The organism is Bradyrhizobium semiaridum, assembly GCF_020329505.1.
Taxonomy (GTDB): Bacteria; Pseudomonadota; Alphaproteobacteria; order Rhizobiales; family Xanthobacteraceae; genus Bradyrhizobium; species Bradyrhizobium semiaridum.
The window spans coordinates 193745-212713 of sequence record NZ_JAGKJJ010000002.1; the positions used below are offsets into that span (position 1 = coordinate 193745).

Consider the following 18969-nt stretch of genomic DNA (forward strand, 5'->3'; position numbering starts at 1 on the left):
TGGCCGCATAATGTGTGGGCGGCTAACCTGAATGTGAAGGACAGATGATATCTGCGCTTTGCGCCGCCTGATTTGCGTGTCACCATAATGCTCACACGACGGGAGGGCCGCGAATGCGCTGGTATGTCTCGATCGGAGCGGTGCTTGTCGCCGGCGTGCTGGCCGGCGGCGATGTGGCGGGTGTTGCCGCGCCAAGGGCCGGAACACAACCTGCCCACAGCCTTGCGGAAAAAGAAGCCAGCCCGAGCGTCGACGTCGAGCTGATCATCGCGGTCGACGTTTCCTATTCGATGGACATGGACGAGCTCGCGGTGCAGCGCGAGGGCTACGCGCAGGCGATCGTCTCCAAGGAGTTCCTGCAGGCGCTGAAGGCCGGCCCGAACGGCAAGATCTCGATCACCTATTTCGAATGGGCCGCCTCCAAGGACCAGAAACTGATCATTCCCTGGCGTGTGATCGACGGCCCGGAAACCGCCGACGCCGTCGCTGCCGAGATCATGAAGACACCGGTGCGGCGCGCCTCGCGCACCTCGATCTCGGGTGCGATCTATTTCGCGATGCCGATGTTCGACGAGAATCCGCATCGCGGCCTGCGGCGCGTGATCGATATTTCCGGCGACGGCCCCAACAACGACGGCACGCCGATCCGGCCGGCGCGCGATGCGGCGCTGGAGAAGGGCATCATCATCAACGGCCTGCCGATCATGGTGAAGGAACCGTCCTATTCCACGATGGACATCGAGAACCTCGATTACTACTACGAGGACTGCGTGATCGGCGGTCCCGGCTCGTTCGTGGTGTCGATCAAGGATCGCGAGAAGTTCAAGGAGGCGATCCGCACCAAGCTGCTGCTCGAGGTCGCCGGCCGCGTGCCGGAGCACCACGTCGTGCCGGTGGCCGACAAGGAGCCGCGGGTCAATTGCATGATCGGCGAGAAGATCTGGCAGGACCGTTGGGGGCGGTGAGGGCGCTCACAACGACGCCGCAATATCAGCGATCGATCTGAACAGGATCAGCGGATCATCCTTCGACGCGTGAAGCGCGCCACCAGTTCGACGTGTGGCGTATGGCGGAACTGGTCGACCGGGGCGACGCCGTCGATCCGGTAGCCGCCATCGATCAGGATTCTTGCGTCGCGACCGAAGGTGGCGGCGTTGCAGGACACCGCGACGACCACCGGTACCTTGCTGGCCGCGAGTTGCGTGACCTGGGCTTGCGCGCCCTGCCGCGGTGGATCGAACACGACGGCATCGAAGTCGCGCAATTCCTGCGGCATCAGCGGGCGGCGGAACAGGTCGCGCGCCTCGGCCTTGAGCGGCTTCAGCCCGGATGTCGCCTGCGCGGCCTTTTGCAGGGCGGCAACGGCGCCGGCATCGCTGTCGAACGCCGCAACGCGTGCCTGCTCCGCAAGGCGCAGCGCAAACGGGCCGACGCCGCAGAACAGGTCGGCGATCTGCTTGGCGCGCCCGCAATATTCGCGCACCAGCGCGGCCAATGTCTCCTCGCCCTTGACGGTGGCCTGCAGGAACGAGCCCGGCGGCAGCACCACCCTGGCCTTGCCGATTGAAATCTCCGGGGCGCTGCGCATCAGGACCAGCTCGCCGTGCCGGGTCAGCCGCGCCAGCCGATGCTTGTCCGCGACGCGCGACAGCGTCGCGATCATCGCCGTCGGCAGCGCGCCGGAGCCGCGCACGTCGATATCGAGGCCGTTGCGCGTCGCAGTGGCCTGGATGTCGAGCGGCTTGCCGACCGTGATCAGCGGCTCGGCGATCGCCCAGGCCGCCTCGAGCGCGCCGTCGAGCGCAGCATCAAGGATCGGACAGCGGTCGACCGGGACGATGTCGTGCGAGCCGGCCGCGGCGAAGCCGACCTTGAGCACCTCGTGGGTACCCATCCGCGCATGCAGGGTCATGCGCCGGCGGCCGGCGCCATGGGCGTCGATGAGCGGCGCGACCTCGCAATCGATCCTGGCCTGCGCCAGCGTCTCGACCACGATGTTGCGCTTCCAGGCCTGATAGGGCGCCTCGCTCCAGTGCTGGATCGCACAGCCGCCGCAGACGCCGAAATGCGGGCAGAACGGGGTGATGCGCTCGGCGCTGGCGCGCTCGACGCGCAGCAGCCGCCGGCGGTCCGGATGGTTGCCGGGAATCTCGGCGACCTCGACGCGCTCGCCCACCAGCGCATAGGGGACGTAGATCGACTGCGCACCCTCGATCGCAACGCCGTCGCCGCGATGGCCGACATGGTCGATGGTGAGGGTTTCAGCCACGCCGCGCGCCGAGGAAGAATTCGATGTTGCCGTCGCCGCCTGGGATCGACGACGGGAACACCTGGATGTCGGTGCAGCCGAGCGAGGCGGCGAAGCCGGCGATGTCGTCGCAGATGTCCTGATGCACCATCGCGTTGCGGATGATGCCGCGCTTGGAATGTTTTCGCGCCGCCTCGAATTGCGGCTTGATCAGCGCGAGCAGATGCATCGGCGCCGCCGCGAGCGACAGCGCCACCGGCAGCACCAGCTTGAGCGAGATGAAGCTGACGTCGATCACGACGACGTCGGGCCGCGCCGGCAGCCGCTTGCCCTCAAAGCTCCTGATGTCGGTCGCCTCCATCGAGACGATCTTCGGGTGGCCCTGCAGCGAGGGATGCAACTGGCCGTGGCCGACATCGATGGCGAACACGAGGCTCGCGCCGTTGGCGAGCAGCACCTCGGTGAAGCCGCCGGTGGAGGCGCCGACATCGAGGCAGACATGGTCCTCGATCTCGATCGGATAATGCTCCAGCGCGCCGGCGAGCTTGACGCCGCCGCGCGAGACGTAGGGATGCGCCGGCTCCGCGGCGAGCGCCGCATCGGACGCGATGATCTCCGAGGCCTTGGCGATCTGTTTGCCGTCCGCGGTCACGAGCCCGGCGTCGATCGCGGCACGGGCCCGAGCCCGGCTCTCGAACAGGCCGCGCTCGACCAGCAGGACGTCGATGCGCTTGCCGGCCGGTGCATTGTCGTTGTCGCCCGCCTTGGTCACTGGGCTGCCGGCGGCTGCACTGCGTATGCGGCTGCGAGCTGCACGCAGGCCTCGAAGCAGGCGAGATCGCGCCAGATGTCGCGGGGCACCTCGCGCGGGGTCACTAGCGGCGCACCGTGCAGGTCGAGCGCATGGATCATCATCAGATTGTCGGGCAATCCGAACTCCTCCACCGTCAGCCCCTCCGCATCGATCAGCCGCCCGTTGGGCGCCGGCGCGACCGGTTGGCGCCGCGCCACGCGGTTGGCGTAGGATGCAGGATCGTTCGCGTAGGCGAAGCAGCGCTTGCGGCGTCCTGCCATGTAGCCCAATTCGTAGACGGTGCCTGCGTCGGCACTGGGGCCGCGAAACGGCGTCAAATTGGCGATGATGGCATCGGCGGAGTCCATCATCGCTTCATTGTTCTTGAAGATGACAAGGGAGGCGTCGGCTGCCGCCCGTTCCACCGCGATGTCGAGCGGAAACAGTCCGGTCAGGCTATGCCGCGCGCAGATCGCCGCCTTGCGGCGTCCGATCTCCACGGCATCCGGCAGGAACACGTCAGGACCTGCCAGATAGATTTTCATGGACTTGCCGCCCCGAAGCGCCGTCCGGAAGGATTACGCGAGCTTGACGGTCTCGGTCTTGAAATCCTTGCCGAGGGTTTCGAACACCTTGGCGACGATGCTCTTGGCGTCGAGACCGGCGCGGGCATACATCGCCGCCGGCGTGTCGTGGTCGAGGAACACGTCGGGCAGCACCATCGAGCGGAACTTGAGCATGCCGCTGTCGAGCATGCCGTGATCGGTCAGGAACTGCACCACATGCGAGCCGAACCCGCCGATCGAGCCTTCCTCGATCGTGATCAGGATCTCGTGGTCGCGCGCCAGCCTCAGGATCATGTCCTCGTCGAGCGGCTTCATGAAGCGCGCGTCGGCGATGGTGGCGGAGAGGCCGTGGGCGGCGAGCTCGTCGGCCGCCTTCTCGCACTCGGCGAGGCGGGTGCCGAACGAGAGCAGGGCGACCTTCTTGCCTTCGCGGATGATGCGGCCCTTACCGATCGGCAGGGGAACGCCGACCTCGGGCATCTCGACGCCGCGGCCTTCGCCGCGCGGATAGCGCACCGCGCTCGGACGGTCGTTGATCGCAACCTGCGTCGCCACCATGTGGACCAGCTCCGCCTCGTCGGAGGCGGCCATGATCACCATGTTCGGCAGGCAGCCGAGATAGGCGTTGTCGAACGAGCCGGCATGGGTCGCGCCGTCGGCGCCGACGAGACCGGCGCGGTCGATCGCGAAGCGGACCGGTAGGCTCTGGATCGCGACGTCGTGCACCACCTGGTCGTAGCCGCGCTGCAGGAAGGTCGAGTAGATCGCGCAGAACGGCTTGTAGCCCTCGGTGGCGAGGCCGGCGGCGAAGGTCACCGCATGCTGCTCGGCGATGCCGACGTCGAAGGTGCGGTCCGGGAACGCCTTGTTGAAGATGTCGACGCCGGTGCCCGACGGCATGGCCGCGGTGATGGCGACGATCTTGTCGTCCTTCTGCGCTTCCTTGACGAGGCTCTGGCCGAACACGTTCTGATAGGCCGGCGCGTTCGGTTTTGCTTTCGCCTGCGTACCCGTCGCGACGTCGAATTTCACCACTGCGTGATACTTGTCGGCGGAGGCTTCCGCCGGGCCGTAGCCCTTGCCCTTCTGGGTCACGACGTGGACCAGGATCGGGCCGGTCTCCATGTCGCGGACGTTCTTCAGCACCGGCAGCAGATGGTCGAGATTGTGGCCGTCGATCGGGCCGACATAGTAGAAGCCGAGCTCCTCGAACAGCGTGCCGCCGTCCATCATGAAGCCGCGCGAATATTCCTCGACGCGGTTGGCGCGGTTGGCGAGGATCTTCGGCAGGCGCTTGTTGATCTGCTTGGCCGCCTCGCGCAGCGAGCGGTAGGTCTTGCCGGAATAAAGGCGCGACAGATAGGCGCTCATCGCGCCGACCGGCGGGGCGATCGACATGTCGTTGTCGTTGAGGATCACGATCAGGCGCGAGTTCATGGCGCCGGCGTTGTTCATGGCCTCATAGGCCATGCCCGCCGACATCGCGCCGTCACCGATCACGGCGATAACGTTGTTGTTGCCGCCGGAGAGGTCGCGTGCCACGGCCATGCCGAGACCGGCCGAGATCGAGGTCGAGGAATGCGCGGCGCCGAACGGATCGTAGTCGCTCTCGGTGCGCTTGGTGAAGCCGGAGAGGCCGCCGCCGGTGCGCAGCGTGCGGATGCGGTCGCGGCGGCCGGTCAGGATCTTGTGCGGATAGGCCTGGTGGCCGACGTCCCAGATCAGGCGGTCGCGCGGGGTGTCGAAGATGTAATGGATGGCGGTGGTCAGCTCGACCACGCCGAGACCGGCGCCGAAATGCCCGCCGGTCACCGACACGGCGTCAATCGTCTCCTGGCGCAGTTCATCGGCAACCTGCCGCACCTGGTCGACCTTGAGCTTGCGCAGGTCTTCCGGCGTGCGGATGGTGTCAAGAAGCGGCGTCTTACTAAATGTGGTCACAGCGATATTCCAATTTTGCCAAGTCGGAACCAACGGCCCGACGCGAGAAGGGTTGCGCGCTCGCGCGCAGCGAATGCCAGACACTGGTGCCGCCCCGGCAAGCCGATGCCTGGATGTAAGCCTAGATGCACTCCGGATTGGACCCTGTGATATCCCTCACGTTGGTCGCTTTTCACCCGTCCCGGTTCAGTTTTGTCGAACCATTTGAGGTGCTTGCCGCCGGAAGAATCCGGCCGGCCGCCCCCCTCAAATGCCCATAGAACTGGAAGCATTACACCAAACCTGTCGGCAAAGCCAACCCGCTCGGCGCAATGGGTTCCCATGCTCCGTTCCGAAAAATACAGATATTTCAATGGGTGTCGTGGACTGCGGGTTCCATTCCGCCTATTTCATGGGCAGCCGGTCGGCCTCGGATTGGCCGATTCGATCGCACGTCGCACCGGGCGGGCGGCGCAGCGCTGTGCATTCCGCGGGCAGGCACGGCGGAAACATGCAGAAATATTTTGAGGCGTTGGCCGCGTCCTGCGATCGGCCGAAGCGCTACTGCACGTCCAGCGGCGCGGTGCCGGTCGGCTGGCCCGACGCGTCGGTGGTGATCTTGTCAACGCGGGCTTCGGCCTGGCGCAACAGCTCCTCGCAGCGCCGCTTCAGCGCCTCGCCGCGTTCGTAGATCGCGACCGATTCCTCAAGCGGGACCTTGCCGTCCTCAAGCCGCTTGACGATCGATTCGAGTTCCTCGATCGCGCGTTCGAAGGAGAGCTGCTTCACGTCCACCTGGGTATTCTCGGCCATTCTTTGCGTTCCCGATTGCGCCGATCAGATCGCGATCTGATCTGTTATCCTTGAGCATGATCCGTCGCAGGTTCGGGCGTCTATTCGGTCATGCTCGCCCACCGGAGAATCAAATCGAAGTTTTGCGGGCGTATTGTGGCGGGGATTTACCCGCCCATCAATGCGGTGACGTGGGAAGCCACCGACTCTTTCAGGCCCTCCAGATCGTAGCCGCCCTCGAGAACCGAGACCACGCGGCCGCCGGCACTCTTGTCGGCGAAGTCCATCAGCTTGCGCGTGACCCAGCCGAAATCTTCGCCCCTCAGATTGATCGAGGCCAAGGGATCGCGATGGTGCGCATCGAAGCCGGCCGAGATGATGACGAGTTCGGGGGAGAACTTCTCGAGTTGCGGCAGGATCAGGTTCTCGAACGCCGAGCGGAACTTGGCGCTGCCATCGCCAGGAGCCAGCGGCGCATTGACCACGGTATCGTGCTCGCCGCGCTCACTCATCGCGCCGGTGCCGGGAAACAGCGGCATCTGGTGCGTCGAGCAGTACATCACGGTCGGATCGGCCCAGAAGATATCCTGCGTGCCGTTGCCGTGATGGACGTCGAAGTCGATCACCGCGGCACGCGCGATGCCGTATTTGCGCTGCGCGTGGCGCGCGGCGATCGCGACGTTGTCGAAGAAGCAAAAACCCATCGGCGTCGATTTTTCGGCGTGATGGCCGGGCGGGCGCACCGCGACGAAGGCATTCTGATGCTTGCCCTGCATCACCGCGTCGGTCGCGGCCACCGCGCCGCCGACGCCGCGCATCACCGCCTCCCAGGTGCCCGGCGACATCGAGGTGTCGCCGTCGAGATAGATTAGACCCGAAGTCGGCGCGATGTGGCGGAGCTCGCCGACATAATGCTCGCCGTGACAGAGCAGCACGGAATCGAGGTCGCCTTCCGGCGCCAAATCGCGCACCAGCGCCTTGAAGCGGTCCTCGCCGAGCACCTCGTCGACCGCACGCAGCCGGTCGGGGCGTTCGGGATGTCCGGGCGGGGTGAGGTGATTGAGGCAGGCCGAATGCGTCAGAAGCAGTGTCATGCGAATTCCCGGCGCCACTGGTGGCGCGTACGAGGAAGGCCCCAATGTAGGCCGTTAGCGGCGGTCCGGAAAGGTCCGACTTTGTTCTGCCGGCCTCACCTTGGCGCGACGGCTAGAAGCCGAACTCCATCCCCGTCATTGCGAGCGAAGCGAAGCAATCAATTGTCACCGCGCAAGCGGTAGCATGGATTGCTTCGCTTCGCTCGCAATGACGGGGAGGGACCCGTGCTTCATGCGCGCCGCTTCGCCTAGTTGATCCGCTCGATCCGCTTGCCCGCGGTCGGGCTGACCGGGCTGTTGGCCTTGAAGTATGCATAGAGCGCGTCGACGTCGTAGATGCCGAACTGCTGTGCCTTGCCGTCCTTGAACACAGTGAAGCCGTCGCCGCCTTCGGCGAGGTAGTTGTTCACGGTCACGCGATAGCTCGCCGCGGGGTCGATCGGCTTGCCGTCGAGCGACATCCTTGCGGCGATGATGCGCTCGCCGTCCGGCTTGCTCGCGTCCCAGGCATAGACAAAACCCTTCGATACCTGCAGCGGACGCGGCCGCTTGGGGTCGGCCCATTGCTGCTCCAGCACGTCCTTGAGCTGCTTGCCGGTCAGCGTCATCGTCACCAGCTGGTTGCGGAACGGCTGGCTGGCGAAGATGTCGGCGTAGGTGACCGCGCCGTCCTCGCGGTGGGTGATGTCGGTGCGCACACCGCCGGGATTGGTGAAGGCGATCACGGCGCCGCCATTCGGTTCGGAGCTGGTCGCGGCCAGCTGCGCATCGGCGACAATGTCGCCGAGCGCGCTTTCGCCCGAGTCGTTCGGCGTGCGCGACAGCGTCTCGGTGACCGATCCGGCGGCGCGGTTGGCGATCGGCGCGGCGAGCCGGTCATAGGCCTCGAGCAGCGCGGTCTGTTCGGGATCGCGGTGATAGGTGTCGATCCGCACGATGGTGTTGTCGGCCTTGGCGCTGATCACGTCGCGCGTCTTCGGATCGAGCTGCAGATCGATCGCGGTGACCAGCGTGCCGTACTTGTCGCCGGAGGTGACGAGCCGCCCGTCGATCTCGCAGACATAGGCCTGGTGGGTGTGGCCGGAAATCACGACGTCGACCGCCTTGTCGAATTTCCTGACGATGTCGACGATCGGTCCTGATATCCCCGGGCACTCATTGTAGTCGCCGGTCGGAAAGCCGCCTTCGTGGATCAGCACCACGATCGCCTCGACGCCCTTCGCCTTCAATTCGGGGATCAGCGCATTGACGGTCTCGGCCTCGTCGCGAAATTCCAGGCTGGCGACGCCGGCCGGCGACACCAGGTTCGGTGTGTTCTTCAATGTCAGCCCGATGAAGGCGACCGGGATGCCGTCGAACGTCTTGATCTCGTAGGGTGGAAACACGGGTTTGCCGGTCGCCTTCTCGATCGTGCTGGCGGCCAGATAGCGGAATTTGGCGCCCGTGAAGGGATGCGGCCCCTGGCACTTGTCGATCGGATGGCAGCCGCCGTTCTGCATCCGCAGCAACTCATCCTTGCCTTCGTCAAATTCGTGATTGCCGACCGAGGAGATCGCCAGCCCCATCATCGACAGCGACTCGATGGTCGGTTCATCGTGGAACATGGCCGACAGGAACGGGCTCGCACCGATCAGGTCGCCGGCCGCAACGAAGATGTTGTTTCTGTGACCCTGACGCATCTCCTTGACCGCGGTCGCCACCCGCTCGGCGCCGCCGGCGGGCACCATGACCTTCCTGGTCGCGTCGGCGGGATCGGTGATGCGGATGCCGCCGGGCGGCGGCCGCAGATAGCCGTGGAAATCGTTGATGGCGAGAATACGCAAGTCCACCGGCGCAGTGCTCTGCGCCAGGCAGGGGCCGGCCGCGAGGAGGGCGAGCGAAGCGATGGCGACGGAGAGGTGGTGATGTCTCATGATCTGTCCATGGAGCACGCGATGATGACGCCGCGCCACTACATTTTTGCGACGCGCGCGTTCAATCCTTCGTGCGCGCCATGAACGCCTTGAAGGCGGCGATCGCTTCCCTGGAGCGCATGCGCTCGGTGAACAGATGGTTTTCCTGCTCGATCCGGCGGGTGACATCCTCCGGCGGCAGGCGGATCAGCCGACGCGAGATCGCCACCGCCTCGGCCGGCAGCGCGCAGATCTCGCGCGCCACCTTGTGCGCCTCGACCTCGGCGTGGCCCGGCGCCACCACGGTGTTGACGAAGCCGGCGACGCGGGCGTCGTCGGCGGTCATGGTGCGGCCCATTACCAGCATCGCGAACGCCCGCTGATGGCCCATGCTGCGCGGCATCAGTAGGCTGGAGGCGCCCTCCGGCACCAGGCCGAAATTCGAGAACGGGGTCGAGAACGAGGCGGTTTTGCTGGCCAGCACGTAGTCGCAGTGGAACAGCATGGTGGTGCCGATGCCCATCGCGACGCCGTCGACGGCGGCGATGATCGGCTTCACATTATGGGCCAGCGAATACAGGAACTTGACCAGGTTGGAGGCGGCGGGCGGATCGGTGTTCGAGGTGCCAGCGGTCAACAGGTCCTCGATATCGTTGCCGGCGGTGAACACGCCGGAGCCGCCGGTGACGATCAGGCAGCGGATATTCGGGTTGTTCTGCGCCGTGTCGATCGCATCGCTCATCGCGCGATACATGTCCTGCGTGATCGCGTTCTTCTTCTCGGGGCGGCGCAGCTTGATCACGCGCGTGGCGGCTTCGTCGGTCACGATCACATGCGCGGTCATCAAGCGGGTCCTTGCATTGGCCGGCGGCTTCACTGCCGCCCGGCGCGGTCCTTGCCGTCATCCTACATGATCCGCCGCAGGCCCCAAGTGCTTCCGGACGCTTTTCCGTCAGGCGAGCATTGACGGCGCAGCTGGAATTCACCTCGTCCCGAGCGCGGCGGTTGGCTCTGCATACGTTCCGCTCGCGAGTTGTTTAAGTCCCGCGCAGAAACATTCCGCGCCCTGCAGCATTCATCCGGTGCAGCCGGCACACGCGCGCGGAGGTCATGCCCGGTTCCGCCGTCCGGCAAGCGCGGCTGAGCAGCAGGAGAGCGGCATGCAAATTTCCGGTCGTTTGGAACTATCCCGGCGCCATTTGTTGATTGTCGGAGCCGCCTCGCTTGCCGCGTCGTCTGTCGCGGCGCCGGCATCATCCGCGACGGCGCAAACTGCATCAGCCCCGCCTGGAGCGCCTGTGATGACAAAAGTGTCCTTTGATGTGAACGGCGACACCCACCAACTCGAGCTCGATACCAGGACCACGCTGCTCGATGCGTTGCGCGAGCATCTGCATCTGACCGGCACCAAGAAGGGCTGCGACCACGGCCAGTGCGGCGCCTGCACCGTCATCGTCGACGGACGGCGGATCAATTCCTGCCTGACGCTCGCTGTGATGCATGAGGGTGACGAGATCACCACGATCGAGGGGCTCGGCGCGCCGGATCATCTGCATCCGATGCAGGCGGCGTTCGTCAAGCACGACGGCTATCAATGCGGCTACTGCACGCCGGGGCAGATTTGCTCCGCGGTCGCCGTGCTCGACGAGGTCCGGAGCGGCATTCCGAGCCACGTGACGGCCGATCTCACCGCGCCGGTGCGATTGACCAATGCCGAACTGCGCGAGCGCATGAGCGGCAATATCTGCCGCTGCGGCGCCTATTCCAACATTGCGGACGCGATCGGCGAGGTCGCCGGGAGGAGCGCATGAGAGCCTTCAGTTACACGCGGGCGCAGTCGCCGGCCGAGGCGGCGAGCGCGGCCGCGCACACCGACAACGCAAAATTCATCGCAGGCGGCACCAACCTGCTCGATTTGATGAAGCTCGAGATCGAGACGCCAGCGCATCTGATCGACGTCAACGGCCTTGCGCTCGACCGCATCGAGGAGACGCCGGACGGCGGCCTGCGCATCGGCGCGCTGGTGCGCAACACCGATCTGGCGGCGAATGAGCGCGTGCGCCGCGACTATGCCGTGCTGTCGCGCGCGCTGCTGGCCGGTGCCTCCGGCCAGTTGCGCAACAAGGCGACCACGGCCGGCAACCTGTTGCAGCGGACGCGCTGCCCCTATTTCTACGACACCAATCTGCCCTGCAACAAACGCAAGCCCGGCAGTGGCTGTGCCGCGATCGGCGGCGCGTCCCGCCAGCATGCCGTGGTCGGCGTGAGCGAAGCCTGCATCGCAACGCATCCGAGCGACATGGCGGTGGCGATGCGCGCGCTCGATGCGACCGTGGAGACGGTGCGGCCCGACGGTGCCGCACGTACCATCCCGATCGCCGAGCTGCATCGTCTGCCCGGCGACAGTCCCGAGATCGAAACCACGCTGCAGCCGGGCGAATTGATCACTGCGGTGACGCTGCCAAAACCCGTCGGCGGCACGCAGGCCTACCGCAAGGTTCGGGACCGAGCCTCCTATGCATTCGCGCTGGTTTCGGTCGCCGCGATCGTGCAGCCGGACGGCACCGGCCGTGTCGCGCTCGGCGGAGTCGCGCACAAGCCGTGGCGCGTCGAGGCGGCGGAGGCGGAATTGCCGCGGGGCGCCAAAGCGGTCACCGCAAGGCTGTTCGCCGATGCAAAGCCAACGCAGGACAACGCATTCAAGCTGCCGCTCGCCGAGCGAACGCTGGCAGCGGTGCTGCGCGAGGCAAGGGGATAGAAAAGGGTCAATCATGCGCTTTGAACATCCCGCGACCTTCAACCCGATCGACCAGCTCAAAGTGGTCGGCCACCCGACCAGCCGGATCGAAGGGCCGCTGAAGACCACCGGCACCGCGCCCTATGCCTATGAGCGGCACGATGTCGTGCCGAACCAGGCCTACGGCTATATCGTAGGTGCCGCGATCGGCAAGGGGCGGATCAACGCGATCGATCTCGCCGCGGCGAAAGACGCGCCCGGCGTACTCGCCATCGTCACGGCCGACAATGCAGGCAAGCTCGGCAAGGGCGAACGCAACGCGGCGCCGCTGCTCGGCGGTCCCGAGATCGCGCATTATCACCAGGCCGTTGCCCTCGTGGTCGCCGAGACGTTCGAGCAGGCGCGCGCTGCCGCGCAACTGCTCCGGATCGACTATTCAAAGGCCGACGGCAAATTCGATCTGGCGGCCGGCGTCGACGGTGCGATTGCGCCAAAACCCTCGTTCGGCGGCCCGGCGGATACCGCCGTCGGCACGTTTGCCTCGGCCTTCGCGGCCGCGCCGGTGCAGCTCGACGCGCGCTACACCACGCCGGACCAAGGGCACGCCATGATGGAGCCGCACGCCTCGATCGCGGCCTGGGACGGCGATAAGCTCACGGTCTGGACCTCCAATCAGATGATCGCCTGGGGCGCGGGCGATCTGGCGCAGACGCTCGGTATCCCCAAGGACAAGGTGCGGCTGATTTCGCCCTATATCGGCGGCGGCTTCGGCGGAAAGCTGTTCCTGCGCGCCGACGTGCTGCTCGCCGCGCTGGGCGCTCGCGCCGCCAAGCGCCCGGTGAAGGTGGCGTTGCAGCGCCCGCTGATGTTCAACAACACCACGCACCGGCCGGCGACGATCCAGCGCATCCGCATCGGCGCGGACCGCGACGGCACCATCACCGCGATCGGCCATGAGAGCTGGTCCGGCAACGTCAAGGACGGCGAGGCCGAGACGGCCGTCAGCCAGACCCGGCTCCTGTATGCCGGCGCCAACCGCATGACGGCGATGCGGCTGGCCGCGCTCGATCTGCCCGAAGGCAATGCGATGCGCGCGCCGGGCGAGGCTTCCGGCATGATGGCGCTCGAGATTGCGATTGACGAGCTGGCGGAAAAACTTGGCATGGATCCGGTCGCGCTGCGCATCAAGAATGACACCCAGGTCGATCCGGAGCATCCGGAGCGGCGCTTCTCGCAGCGTCAGTTCGTGCAGTGCCTCAATGAGGGCGCCGCGCGCTTCGGCTGGAGCCAGCGCAACCCGAAGCCCGGCCAGGTCCGCGACGGACGCTGGCTGGTCGGCATGGGCGTCGCCGCAGCCTTCCGCAACAACCTGGTGACCAAATCGGGCGCACGCGTGCGGCTCGACCAGCAGGGCGTGGTGACGGTCGAAACCGACATGACCGATATCGGCACCGGCTCCTACACCATCATCGCGCAGACCGCGGCCGAGATGATGGGCGTGCCGCTGGAGAAGGTGGTGGTGCGGCTCGGCGATTCCGACTTCCCGGTGTCCTGCGGCTCGGGCGGGCAGTGGGGCGGCAACAACTCTACCGCCGGCGTCTATGCTGCTTGCGTCAAGCTGCGCGAGGCGATCGCGCAGAAGCTCGGCTTCAATTCCGATGAGGCTGAATTCGCCGACGGTCTGGTCCGTGCCGGAAACCGCAGCGTGCCGCTGGCGCAGGCCGCCGGGCAGGACGGCCTCGTCGCCGAGGACGCCATCGAGTATGGCGATCTTGCAAAAACCTGGCAGCAGTCGACTTTCGGCGCGCATTTCGTCGAGGTCGGCGTCGACGCCGACACCGCGGAGATCCGCGTGCGGCGGATGCTGGCGGTGTGCGCGGCGGGCCGCATCCTCAATCCGAAGGCGGCGCGCAGCCAGGTGATCGGTGCGATGACGATGGGCGTCGGCGCGGCGCTGATGGAGGATCTGGTGGTCGACAAGCGGCACGGCCTGTTCATCAACCACGACCTCGCCAGCTATGAGGTGCCGGTCCACGCCGACATCCCGCATCAGGACATGGTCTTCCTCGACGAGACCGATCCGGTGTCGTCGCCGATGAAGGCCAAGGGCGTTGCCGAGCTCGGCATCTGCGGCGTCGCCGCGGCCGTCGCCAACGCGGTCCACAATGCGACCGGCATCCGGGTGCGCGACTATCCGATCACGCTCGACAAACTGATCGGGCAGCTGCCCGAGGTTGGATAAGATCTCGTAGCCCGCATGAGCGCAGCGACATGCGGGTCTTTCGCTCGTCGGACCCGCATGTCGCTGCGCTCATGCGGGCTACGCGGCGCCGATCATCGCTCGGTTGGCCGGTGCGGGGTAATTATCTGCCGCTTTTTGGCCATTATCGGGCCGAAAACGCCCCTGATCGCGGGTAAACCTCCAGCATAACTTGTGCCAAACCGTGAGCGTGTGTGATCGCCTCGGGCCTTGATTTGCGCCCCTATCGGGTGGAGACTCGCGCCGGGAGCAGGGATGCCAAGGGATGTCGAGGCGGCCGCCGCAGGGGGTGCCGGCAAGTGACCCATCGCGTTCATGAGACCTTGCAGGACGGCGATTTGCAGGACGGCGATTTCCGCAATCTCGTCCGCGTCATTTCAGCCTGCACATTGGGGCTCTGGGCGTTTGCCGCGGGCCTGCTGATCGGGACCTTCCTGTTTTCGTGATCGCGCGGACCGCTAGCTAGCCTGTCCGATAAAGGCGCCGATGCGCTCGCCGATCACGGGGCCGTTCTGATACAGCGCACCGAGGTGGTCGCCGGGGATCGACATCGCGTGCAGGCCGTTGTCCTCGGCAAACCGCAGCATCGGATCGTGTGGCCCATCCTCGCGTCCGTTCCAGAGCAGCACCGGTACCTGTGAGCCGAGAATCGCGTTCTCGGCGCCGTCGAGCTGGGCCATCGCATTGAAGCAGGCGCGCACGCCGTCTTCGAGATCGGGCGTCACCCAGGCGACGAGTTCCGGCACCGTACGCCGCGCGAAGGTGATGAAGGCGCTGTAGGTCAACGGGCCGCTGTTGCCGCGCGGCAGCCCGGTTTGAAAATCCCAGCCGCCGATCGCCAGCGACGCCAGCCGCTTCGGGAAATACCTGGCGACGCCCACCGCGAGCCAGCCGCCCATCGAGTGGCCGACGAGATGCGCGCGCTCGCAGCCGAGATCGTCGAGCACGGCGACGATGTCGCCGGCGCGCTGCGCCTGGCCGTAGAGCGCAGGGTCGGTCGGCTTGTCGCTCAGGCCATGCCCGAGCGAGTCGATGCAGACGACGCGGAAGCGATCGGCGAGTGCCGCAACAACGCCACATTCCCGCCAGCTCGCGGCGTCGAGCAGAAGGCCGTGCTGCAAAACGATCAGCGGGCCGGTCCCTTCGACGGTATAATGGATGCGCTGGCCGCGATGGCTGGCGAAAGGCATTTGGCAGGTTCCCCACGTTCCATCGGGAGGTGAGGGCGGCGAGCGCCGGATTCAAGACCTGCAGTCGCATGCGGGAACCCGTCATGCATGTCGGTGCGCGGTGCTCCCGCGCCGTCAGCCGCCCCAGATGGTCGATTCGGTCCAGCCCAGCTCGGCGAACTCATGGGCGCGCAGCGGCGCCTCGCCGGCGGCGAAGAACTCGTCGAGCTGCGGCGGCTTGACCGCGGTTTCCGACAGCATCGCATGGGCCTGGCCGCGGTGATGGATCTGGTGCTGAAACAGGTGCATCAGGAGGCGGTCGCGCCGCTCGGTCTGCACCGTGGTGTCGCGATTGATCCTGACGACATCGTCGAGCCGCTCCGGCGTCAGCGCATCGCAGTGGTCGATCAGCCGCTGATCCATTGCACGTTGTGCCCGCTTGAGCGCGTCGACCGCGGGATAGGGCACCTCGTTGGCCCACGCCTTAGGTCCGAGCCAGCCGCCCTCCAGCGCGTCGATGTAGAACAGGTCGATGATATAGATGTGGTTCAGCGTCGCCTGCAGGCTCGGAAAGAACCCGGTCCGCGCCGCGGCGAATTCGGCCGCGCCAAGACCGGCGCAGGCCGTCAGCAGGCGATGGTTGGCCCATGCATTGTTGTAGGCAAAGCCGCGAAAGGTCTGAACGAGGCCGGCGGGCATGTCTGTCCTCATCAGCTGAGTGCACGATAGCGATGAGAATCTAGCACGCTCGGCGTGCAAAGGCGCGCTTCTTGCCGCCACACTCGGCCGTCCGCACGGCATAGTCGAACCGCAGCGGCCCGTTCGGCGCGGCCTAAATCAGGCCGACGCCGACCGAGATGCGTACGACACCACGGAAGGCGCAGTCGCGGCGCGAGGCCTCGATCTGCACGTCCTCCACCGACTTCTCGACCTGCTCGACATTGTGAGGTGCGAGCTCTTGCGAGCCTCGAAGGATCAATCGGCCCGGCTGGTGGCCGTCGATCCCGTTAGCCTGCCAGCACCGCATCCGCGCCGACCACCGCCTCGGCGCTCTCGGTCACCGTCTTCTCCAGCGACGGCGCCTGCACGGCGATGTTCTCGGCGAAGAAGCGGGCGAGGGCGACGTAGCGCTGCGGCTCGCCTTCGCCGTTGGCCTTGGCAGCCAGCGCCTCGCCGGCGAGCATGCAGCCGCCGAGCGTGGCGCCGAACAGCCGCAGGTAGGGTGTCGCGCCGGCCAGCGCCTCGTTCGGCGCGGCGGCGAGGCGTTCGAGCAGCCACTTGCTGCTGCGCTCCAGCGCGGCATGCGCGTCGCGCAGTTTGGCGCCGGTGGTGCCGAACGCCGGGTCGTTGGAGGTCTCGACCTGCTTGATGGTGGCGGCGAGCTCGTCGAGCAGCGCCCACACCGAGGCGCCGCCATTGGCGCCGAGCTTGCGGGTGACGAGGTCGATCGACTGGATGCCGTTGGTGCCCTCATAGATCGAGGTGATGCGGGCGTCGCGGTAGTGCTGCGCGGCGCCGGTCTCCTCGATGAAGCCCATGCCGCCATGCACCTGCACGCCGAGATAGGCGACCTCGTTGCCGATGTCGGTGGAGAACGCTTTTGCGATCGGCGTCAGCAGTGCGCCGCGCGCGGCGGCCGCAGCGCGCACCTTGGCGTCCTTGGCGCGCACCGAAATGTCGAGCGCGACCGCGGTGGCGTAGCAGATCGAGCGCGCCGCCGCCGTCATGCTGCGCATCTGCATCAGCATGCGCTTGACGTCGGGGTGCACGATGATCGGGTCCATGCCGTCGCCCTTGCGGCCGACTGCCTTGCCCTGCTTGCGTTCCTGCGCATAAGCCAACGCCTGCTGATAGGCGCGGTCGGCGATGCCGACGCCTTCAAGGCCGACGCCGAGCCGCGCCTGGTTCATCATCGTGAACATGCAGCGCATGCCCTGGTTCTCTTCGCCGATCAGATAGCCGATCGCGCCGCCCTTATCGCCCATCGTCATGGTGCAGGTCGGCGAGGCGTGCATGCCGAGCTTGTGCTCGACGCCGGAGGCATGGATGTCGTTGCGCGCGCCGAGCGAGCCGTCGGCATTGACCAGGAATTTCGGCACCAGGAACAGCGAGATCCCCTTGGTGCCGGCAGGGGCATCGGGCAGCCGCGCCAGCACGAAATGCACGATATTGTCGGTCATGTCGTGCTCGCCATAGGTGATGAAGATTTTCGTCCCCTTGAGACGGTAGGTGCCGTCGGCCTGCTTCTCAGCCCGCGTGCGCAGCGCGCCGACGTCGGAGCCGGCGTTGGGCTCGGTGAGCTGCATCGTGCCGGTCCATTCGCCGGTGACCAGCTTCTCGAGGTAGATCTTCTTCAGTTCGGCATTGCCATGCGCATCGAGCGCCTCGATCGCCGACAGCGTCAGCAGCGGGCAGAGGCCGAAGGCGACGTTCGACGCGCTCCAGATCTCGGTGCAGGCAGCGTTGATCGCGAGCGGCAGGCCCTGGCCGCCGAACGCTTCCGGTCCGGACACCGCATTCCAGCCTGCCGCGGTCCAGCGCTGATAGGCGTCGGGCCAGCCGGGCGCGGTCGTCACCTTGCCGTCATCGAGCTTGATGCCGTGCTCGTCGCCGACCTTGTTGAGCGGCGCCAGCACGTCGGAGGCGAACTTGCCCGCCTCTTCCAGCACCGCGGCGGTGATGTCGCCGTCGAAATCGCCGTAATGGCCGGCCGCAACGGCGGCGGCGAGGCCCGCGCCGTGATTGAGGGACAACAGGATGTCGTTGATCGGTGCACGGTAGGTCATGGCGTTACTCCCGACGAGGCGTTTGGGAATTGTCATCCCATGAAACCCGTCGCCTCTCAACTCTGCGAGCCCGGCCTGCCTTGCGGACGCGGATGGTTTCAGCCGTGGCGGCGACGCACTATAAGGGTGGGTCCGTGGCGACATCCGCGGGACCGTCGGCCGATTTCGATCGCTGCCCTGTTGAAATGGCCAATTGCACTCTATAGACCGGCGTGGCCTTCGATCGGCGCGTTGGGGCGTAGCCAAGCGGTAAGGCAGCGGATTTTGATTCCGCCATTCGGAGGTTCGATCCCTCCCGCCCCAGCCAGCGATGATTGCTACATCGATGTGTCGTCCGCCCGGCGCCGGCAGCGGAGCTTTTTTCGTCGCGGGCCGCATGAAGAGAATAAATCCATCGATCTGCACGCGCCTTGCGACCTGAACCGGCCGGCGGCGCCGCCGCATGCGCTTGTCCCGGACAGATGAGATTCCCTCCGGGGGACGGGGGCCTCTTGAGGGCGGAATTGACGGTATCAAAACGCCGCTATGTCGTTCATGCTCCGAAACATTTTGCGGCGAAAGCGGGGCCGGACACCGGAATCACCGCGGCTGGAGTGGGGGCCGATTCCCCGCGGTTCTCCCCAGGGCCGGCGCCATGCCTTTCGTTCCCCCCATTGTTGCCCAAATTCACGGCGGGCAACGGTATTGCAAATATTCACAAGGTATTTCAATA

At 66.1% G+C, this 18969-nt stretch carries 17 protein-coding genes and 1 tRNA gene; 6 read left to right on the forward strand and 12 right to left on the reverse strand.

Annotation, left to right across the window (positions count from 1 at the left end; translation table 11 throughout):
* The first annotated feature begins 113 nt into the window (after window positions 1-113).
* Window positions 114-965, forward strand: coding sequence for a DUF1194 domain-containing protein (locus J6500_RS03325; RefSeq protein ID WP_225711240.1), 852 nt, complete (start codon window positions 114-116; stop codon window positions 963-965).
* A 47-nt stretch (window positions 966-1012) separates the two neighbouring features.
* On the opposite strand, the gene J6500_RS03330 is transcribed toward J6500_RS03325, so the two are convergent.
* From J6500_RS03330 to J6500_RS03365, 8 genes are all read right to left on the reverse strand, one after another.
* On the reverse strand, window positions 1013-2269 hold the full coding sequence (locus J6500_RS03330; RefSeq protein WP_225711241.1) for a class I SAM-dependent RNA methyltransferase: 1257 nt from the start codon (window positions 2267-2269) through the stop codon (window positions 1013-1015).
* Window positions 2262-3020, reverse strand: coding sequence for a TlyA family RNA methyltransferase (locus tag J6500_RS03335; protein ID WP_225711242.1), 759 nt, complete (start codon window positions 3018-3020; stop codon window positions 2262-2264). Before J6500_RS03335 ends, J6500_RS03330 begins: the two co-directional genes overlap by 8 nt.
* Window positions 3017-3586 (reverse strand): nucleoside 2-deoxyribosyltransferase, encoded by a 570-nt coding sequence (locus tag J6500_RS03340; RefSeq protein ID WP_225711243.1) that lies wholly within the window; start codon window positions 3584-3586, stop codon window positions 3017-3019. Before J6500_RS03340 ends, J6500_RS03335 begins: the two co-directional genes overlap by 4 nt.
* Before the next feature lie 33 nt (window positions 3587-3619).
* A complete protein-coding gene (dxs, locus tag J6500_RS03345; protein ID WP_225711244.1) occupies window positions 3620-5548 on the reverse strand; it encodes a 1-deoxy-D-xylulose-5-phosphate synthase in 1929 nt (642 codons plus the stop codon).
* A gap of 540 nt (window positions 5549-6088) precedes the next feature.
* The gene (locus J6500_RS03350; protein WP_211984899.1) at window positions 6089-6340 is read right to left on the reverse strand and encodes an exodeoxyribonuclease VII small subunit; all 252 of its coding nucleotides are present in this window, start codon (window positions 6338-6340) and stop codon (window positions 6089-6091) included.
* A gap of 146 nt (window positions 6341-6486) precedes the next feature.
* The gene (locus tag J6500_RS03355; RefSeq protein WP_225711245.1) at window positions 6487-7413 is read right to left on the reverse strand and encodes a histone deacetylase family protein; all 927 of its coding nucleotides are present in this window, start codon (window positions 7411-7413) and stop codon (window positions 6487-6489) included.
* 248 nt (window positions 7414-7661) lie between these two features.
* The gene (locus J6500_RS03360) at window positions 7662-9326 is read right to left on the reverse strand and encodes a bifunctional metallophosphatase/5'-nucleotidase (protein WP_225711246.1); all 1665 of its coding nucleotides are present in this window, start codon (window positions 9324-9326) and stop codon (window positions 7662-7664) included.
* A 61-nt stretch (window positions 9327-9387) separates the two neighbouring features.
* Window positions 9388-10149, reverse strand: a complete 762-nt coding sequence (locus J6500_RS03365) for a crotonase/enoyl-CoA hydratase family protein (RefSeq protein ID WP_225711247.1) — start codon at window positions 10147-10149, stop codon at window positions 9388-9390.
* Between the two features lie 316 nt (window positions 10150-10465).
* Here J6500_RS03365 and paoA point away from each other — a divergent pair, with 316 nt between their 5' ends.
* The 4 genes from paoA to J6500_RS03385 all read left to right on the forward strand — a co-directional run bounded on the left by paoA (window position 10466) and on the right by J6500_RS03385 (window position 14748).
* Complete coding sequence (paoA, locus tag J6500_RS03370; RefSeq protein ID WP_225711248.1) at window positions 10466-11116, forward strand: aldehyde dehydrogenase iron-sulfur subunit PaoA; 651 nt, start codon at window positions 10466-10468, stop codon at window positions 11114-11116.
* The gene (locus J6500_RS03375; RefSeq protein ID WP_225711249.1) at window positions 11113-12063 is read left to right on the forward strand and encodes an FAD binding domain-containing protein; all 951 of its coding nucleotides are present in this window, start codon (window positions 11113-11115) and stop codon (window positions 12061-12063) included. The genes paoA and J6500_RS03375 overlap by 4 nt, the downstream gene beginning before the upstream one ends.
* 13 nt (window positions 12064-12076) lie before the next feature.
* Complete coding sequence (gene paoC / locus J6500_RS03380; RefSeq protein ID WP_225711250.1) at window positions 12077-14284, forward strand: aldehyde oxidoreductase molybdenum-binding subunit PaoC; 2208 nt, start codon at window positions 12077-12079, stop codon at window positions 14282-14284.
* A gap of 317 nt (window positions 14285-14601) precedes the next feature.
* A complete protein-coding gene (locus J6500_RS03385; protein ID WP_225711251.1) occupies window positions 14602-14748 on the forward strand; it encodes a hypothetical protein in 147 nt (48 codons plus the stop codon).
* A gap of 12 nt (window positions 14749-14760) precedes the next feature.
* On the opposite strand, the gene J6500_RS03390 is transcribed toward J6500_RS03385, so the two are convergent.
* From J6500_RS03390 to J6500_RS03405, 4 genes are all read right to left on the reverse strand, one after another.
* A complete protein-coding gene (locus tag J6500_RS03390; RefSeq protein WP_225711252.1) occupies window positions 14761-15492 on the reverse strand; it encodes an alpha/beta fold hydrolase in 732 nt (243 codons plus the stop codon).
* A gap of 114 nt (window positions 15493-15606) precedes the next feature.
* The gene (locus tag J6500_RS03395; RefSeq protein ID WP_225711253.1) at window positions 15607-16170 is read right to left on the reverse strand and encodes a DinB family protein; all 564 of its coding nucleotides are present in this window, start codon (window positions 16168-16170) and stop codon (window positions 15607-15609) included.
* Between the two features lie 133 nt (window positions 16171-16303).
* A complete protein-coding gene (locus J6500_RS03400; protein ID WP_225711254.1) occupies window positions 16304-16450 on the reverse strand; it encodes a hypothetical protein in 147 nt (48 codons plus the stop codon).
* A 28-nt stretch (window positions 16451-16478) separates the two neighbouring features.
* Window positions 16479-18257, reverse strand: a complete 1779-nt coding sequence (locus J6500_RS03405) for an acyl-CoA dehydrogenase family protein (RefSeq protein WP_225711255.1) — start codon at window positions 18255-18257, stop codon at window positions 16479-16481.
* Between the two features lie 232 nt (window positions 18258-18489).
* On the opposite strand from J6500_RS03405, the gene J6500_RS03410 reads away from it, so the two are divergent.
* Window positions 18490-18564: transfer RNA gene (locus J6500_RS03410), tRNA-Gln, on the forward strand.
* The last annotated feature ends 405 nt before the right edge of the window (window positions 18565-18969 follow it).

Bases quoted from the DNA above. Each gene is read 5' to 3' on its own strand.
- J6500_RS03325 (WP_225711240.1), top strand. From the start codon at position 114: ATGCGCTGGTATGTCTCGATCGGAGCGGTGCTTGTCGCCGGCGTGCTG.
- J6500_RS03340 (WP_225711243.1), bottom strand. From the start codon at position 3,586: ATGAAAATCTATCTGGCAGGTCCTGACGTGTTCCTGCCGGATGCCGTG.
- J6500_RS03350 (WP_211984899.1), bottom strand. From the start codon at position 6,340: ATGGCCGAGAATACCCAGGTGGACGTGAAGCAGCTCTCCTTCGAACGC.
- J6500_RS03355 (WP_225711245.1), bottom strand. From the start codon at position 7,413: ATGACACTGCTTCTGACGCATTCGGCCTGCCTCAATCACCTCACCCCG.
- J6500_RS03360 (WP_225711246.1), bottom strand. From the start codon at position 9,326: ATGAGACATCACCACCTCTCCGTCGCCATCGCTTCGCTCGCCCTCCTC.
- J6500_RS03365 (WP_225711247.1), bottom strand. From the start codon at position 10,149: ATGACCGCGCATGTGATCGTGACCGACGAAGCCGCCACGCGCGTGATC.
- paoA (WP_225711248.1), top strand. From the start codon at position 10,466: ATGCAAATTTCCGGTCGTTTGGAACTATCCCGGCGCCATTTGTTGATT.
- J6500_RS03375 (WP_225711249.1), top strand. From the start codon at position 11,113: ATGAGAGCCTTCAGTTACACGCGGGCGCAGTCGCCGGCCGAGGCGGCG.
- paoC (WP_225711250.1), top strand. From the start codon at position 12,077: ATGCGCTTTGAACATCCCGCGACCTTCAACCCGATCGACCAGCTCAAA.
- J6500_RS03390 (WP_225711252.1), bottom strand. From the start codon at position 15,492: ATGCCTTTCGCCAGCCATCGCGGCCAGCGCATCCATTATACCGTCGAA.
- J6500_RS03395 (WP_225711253.1), bottom strand. From the start codon at position 16,170: ATGCCCGCCGGCCTCGTTCAGACCTTTCGCGGCTTTGCCTACAACAAT.
- J6500_RS03405 (WP_225711255.1), bottom strand. From the start codon at position 18,257: ATGACCTACCGTGCACCGATCAACGACATCCTGTTGTCCCTCAATCAC.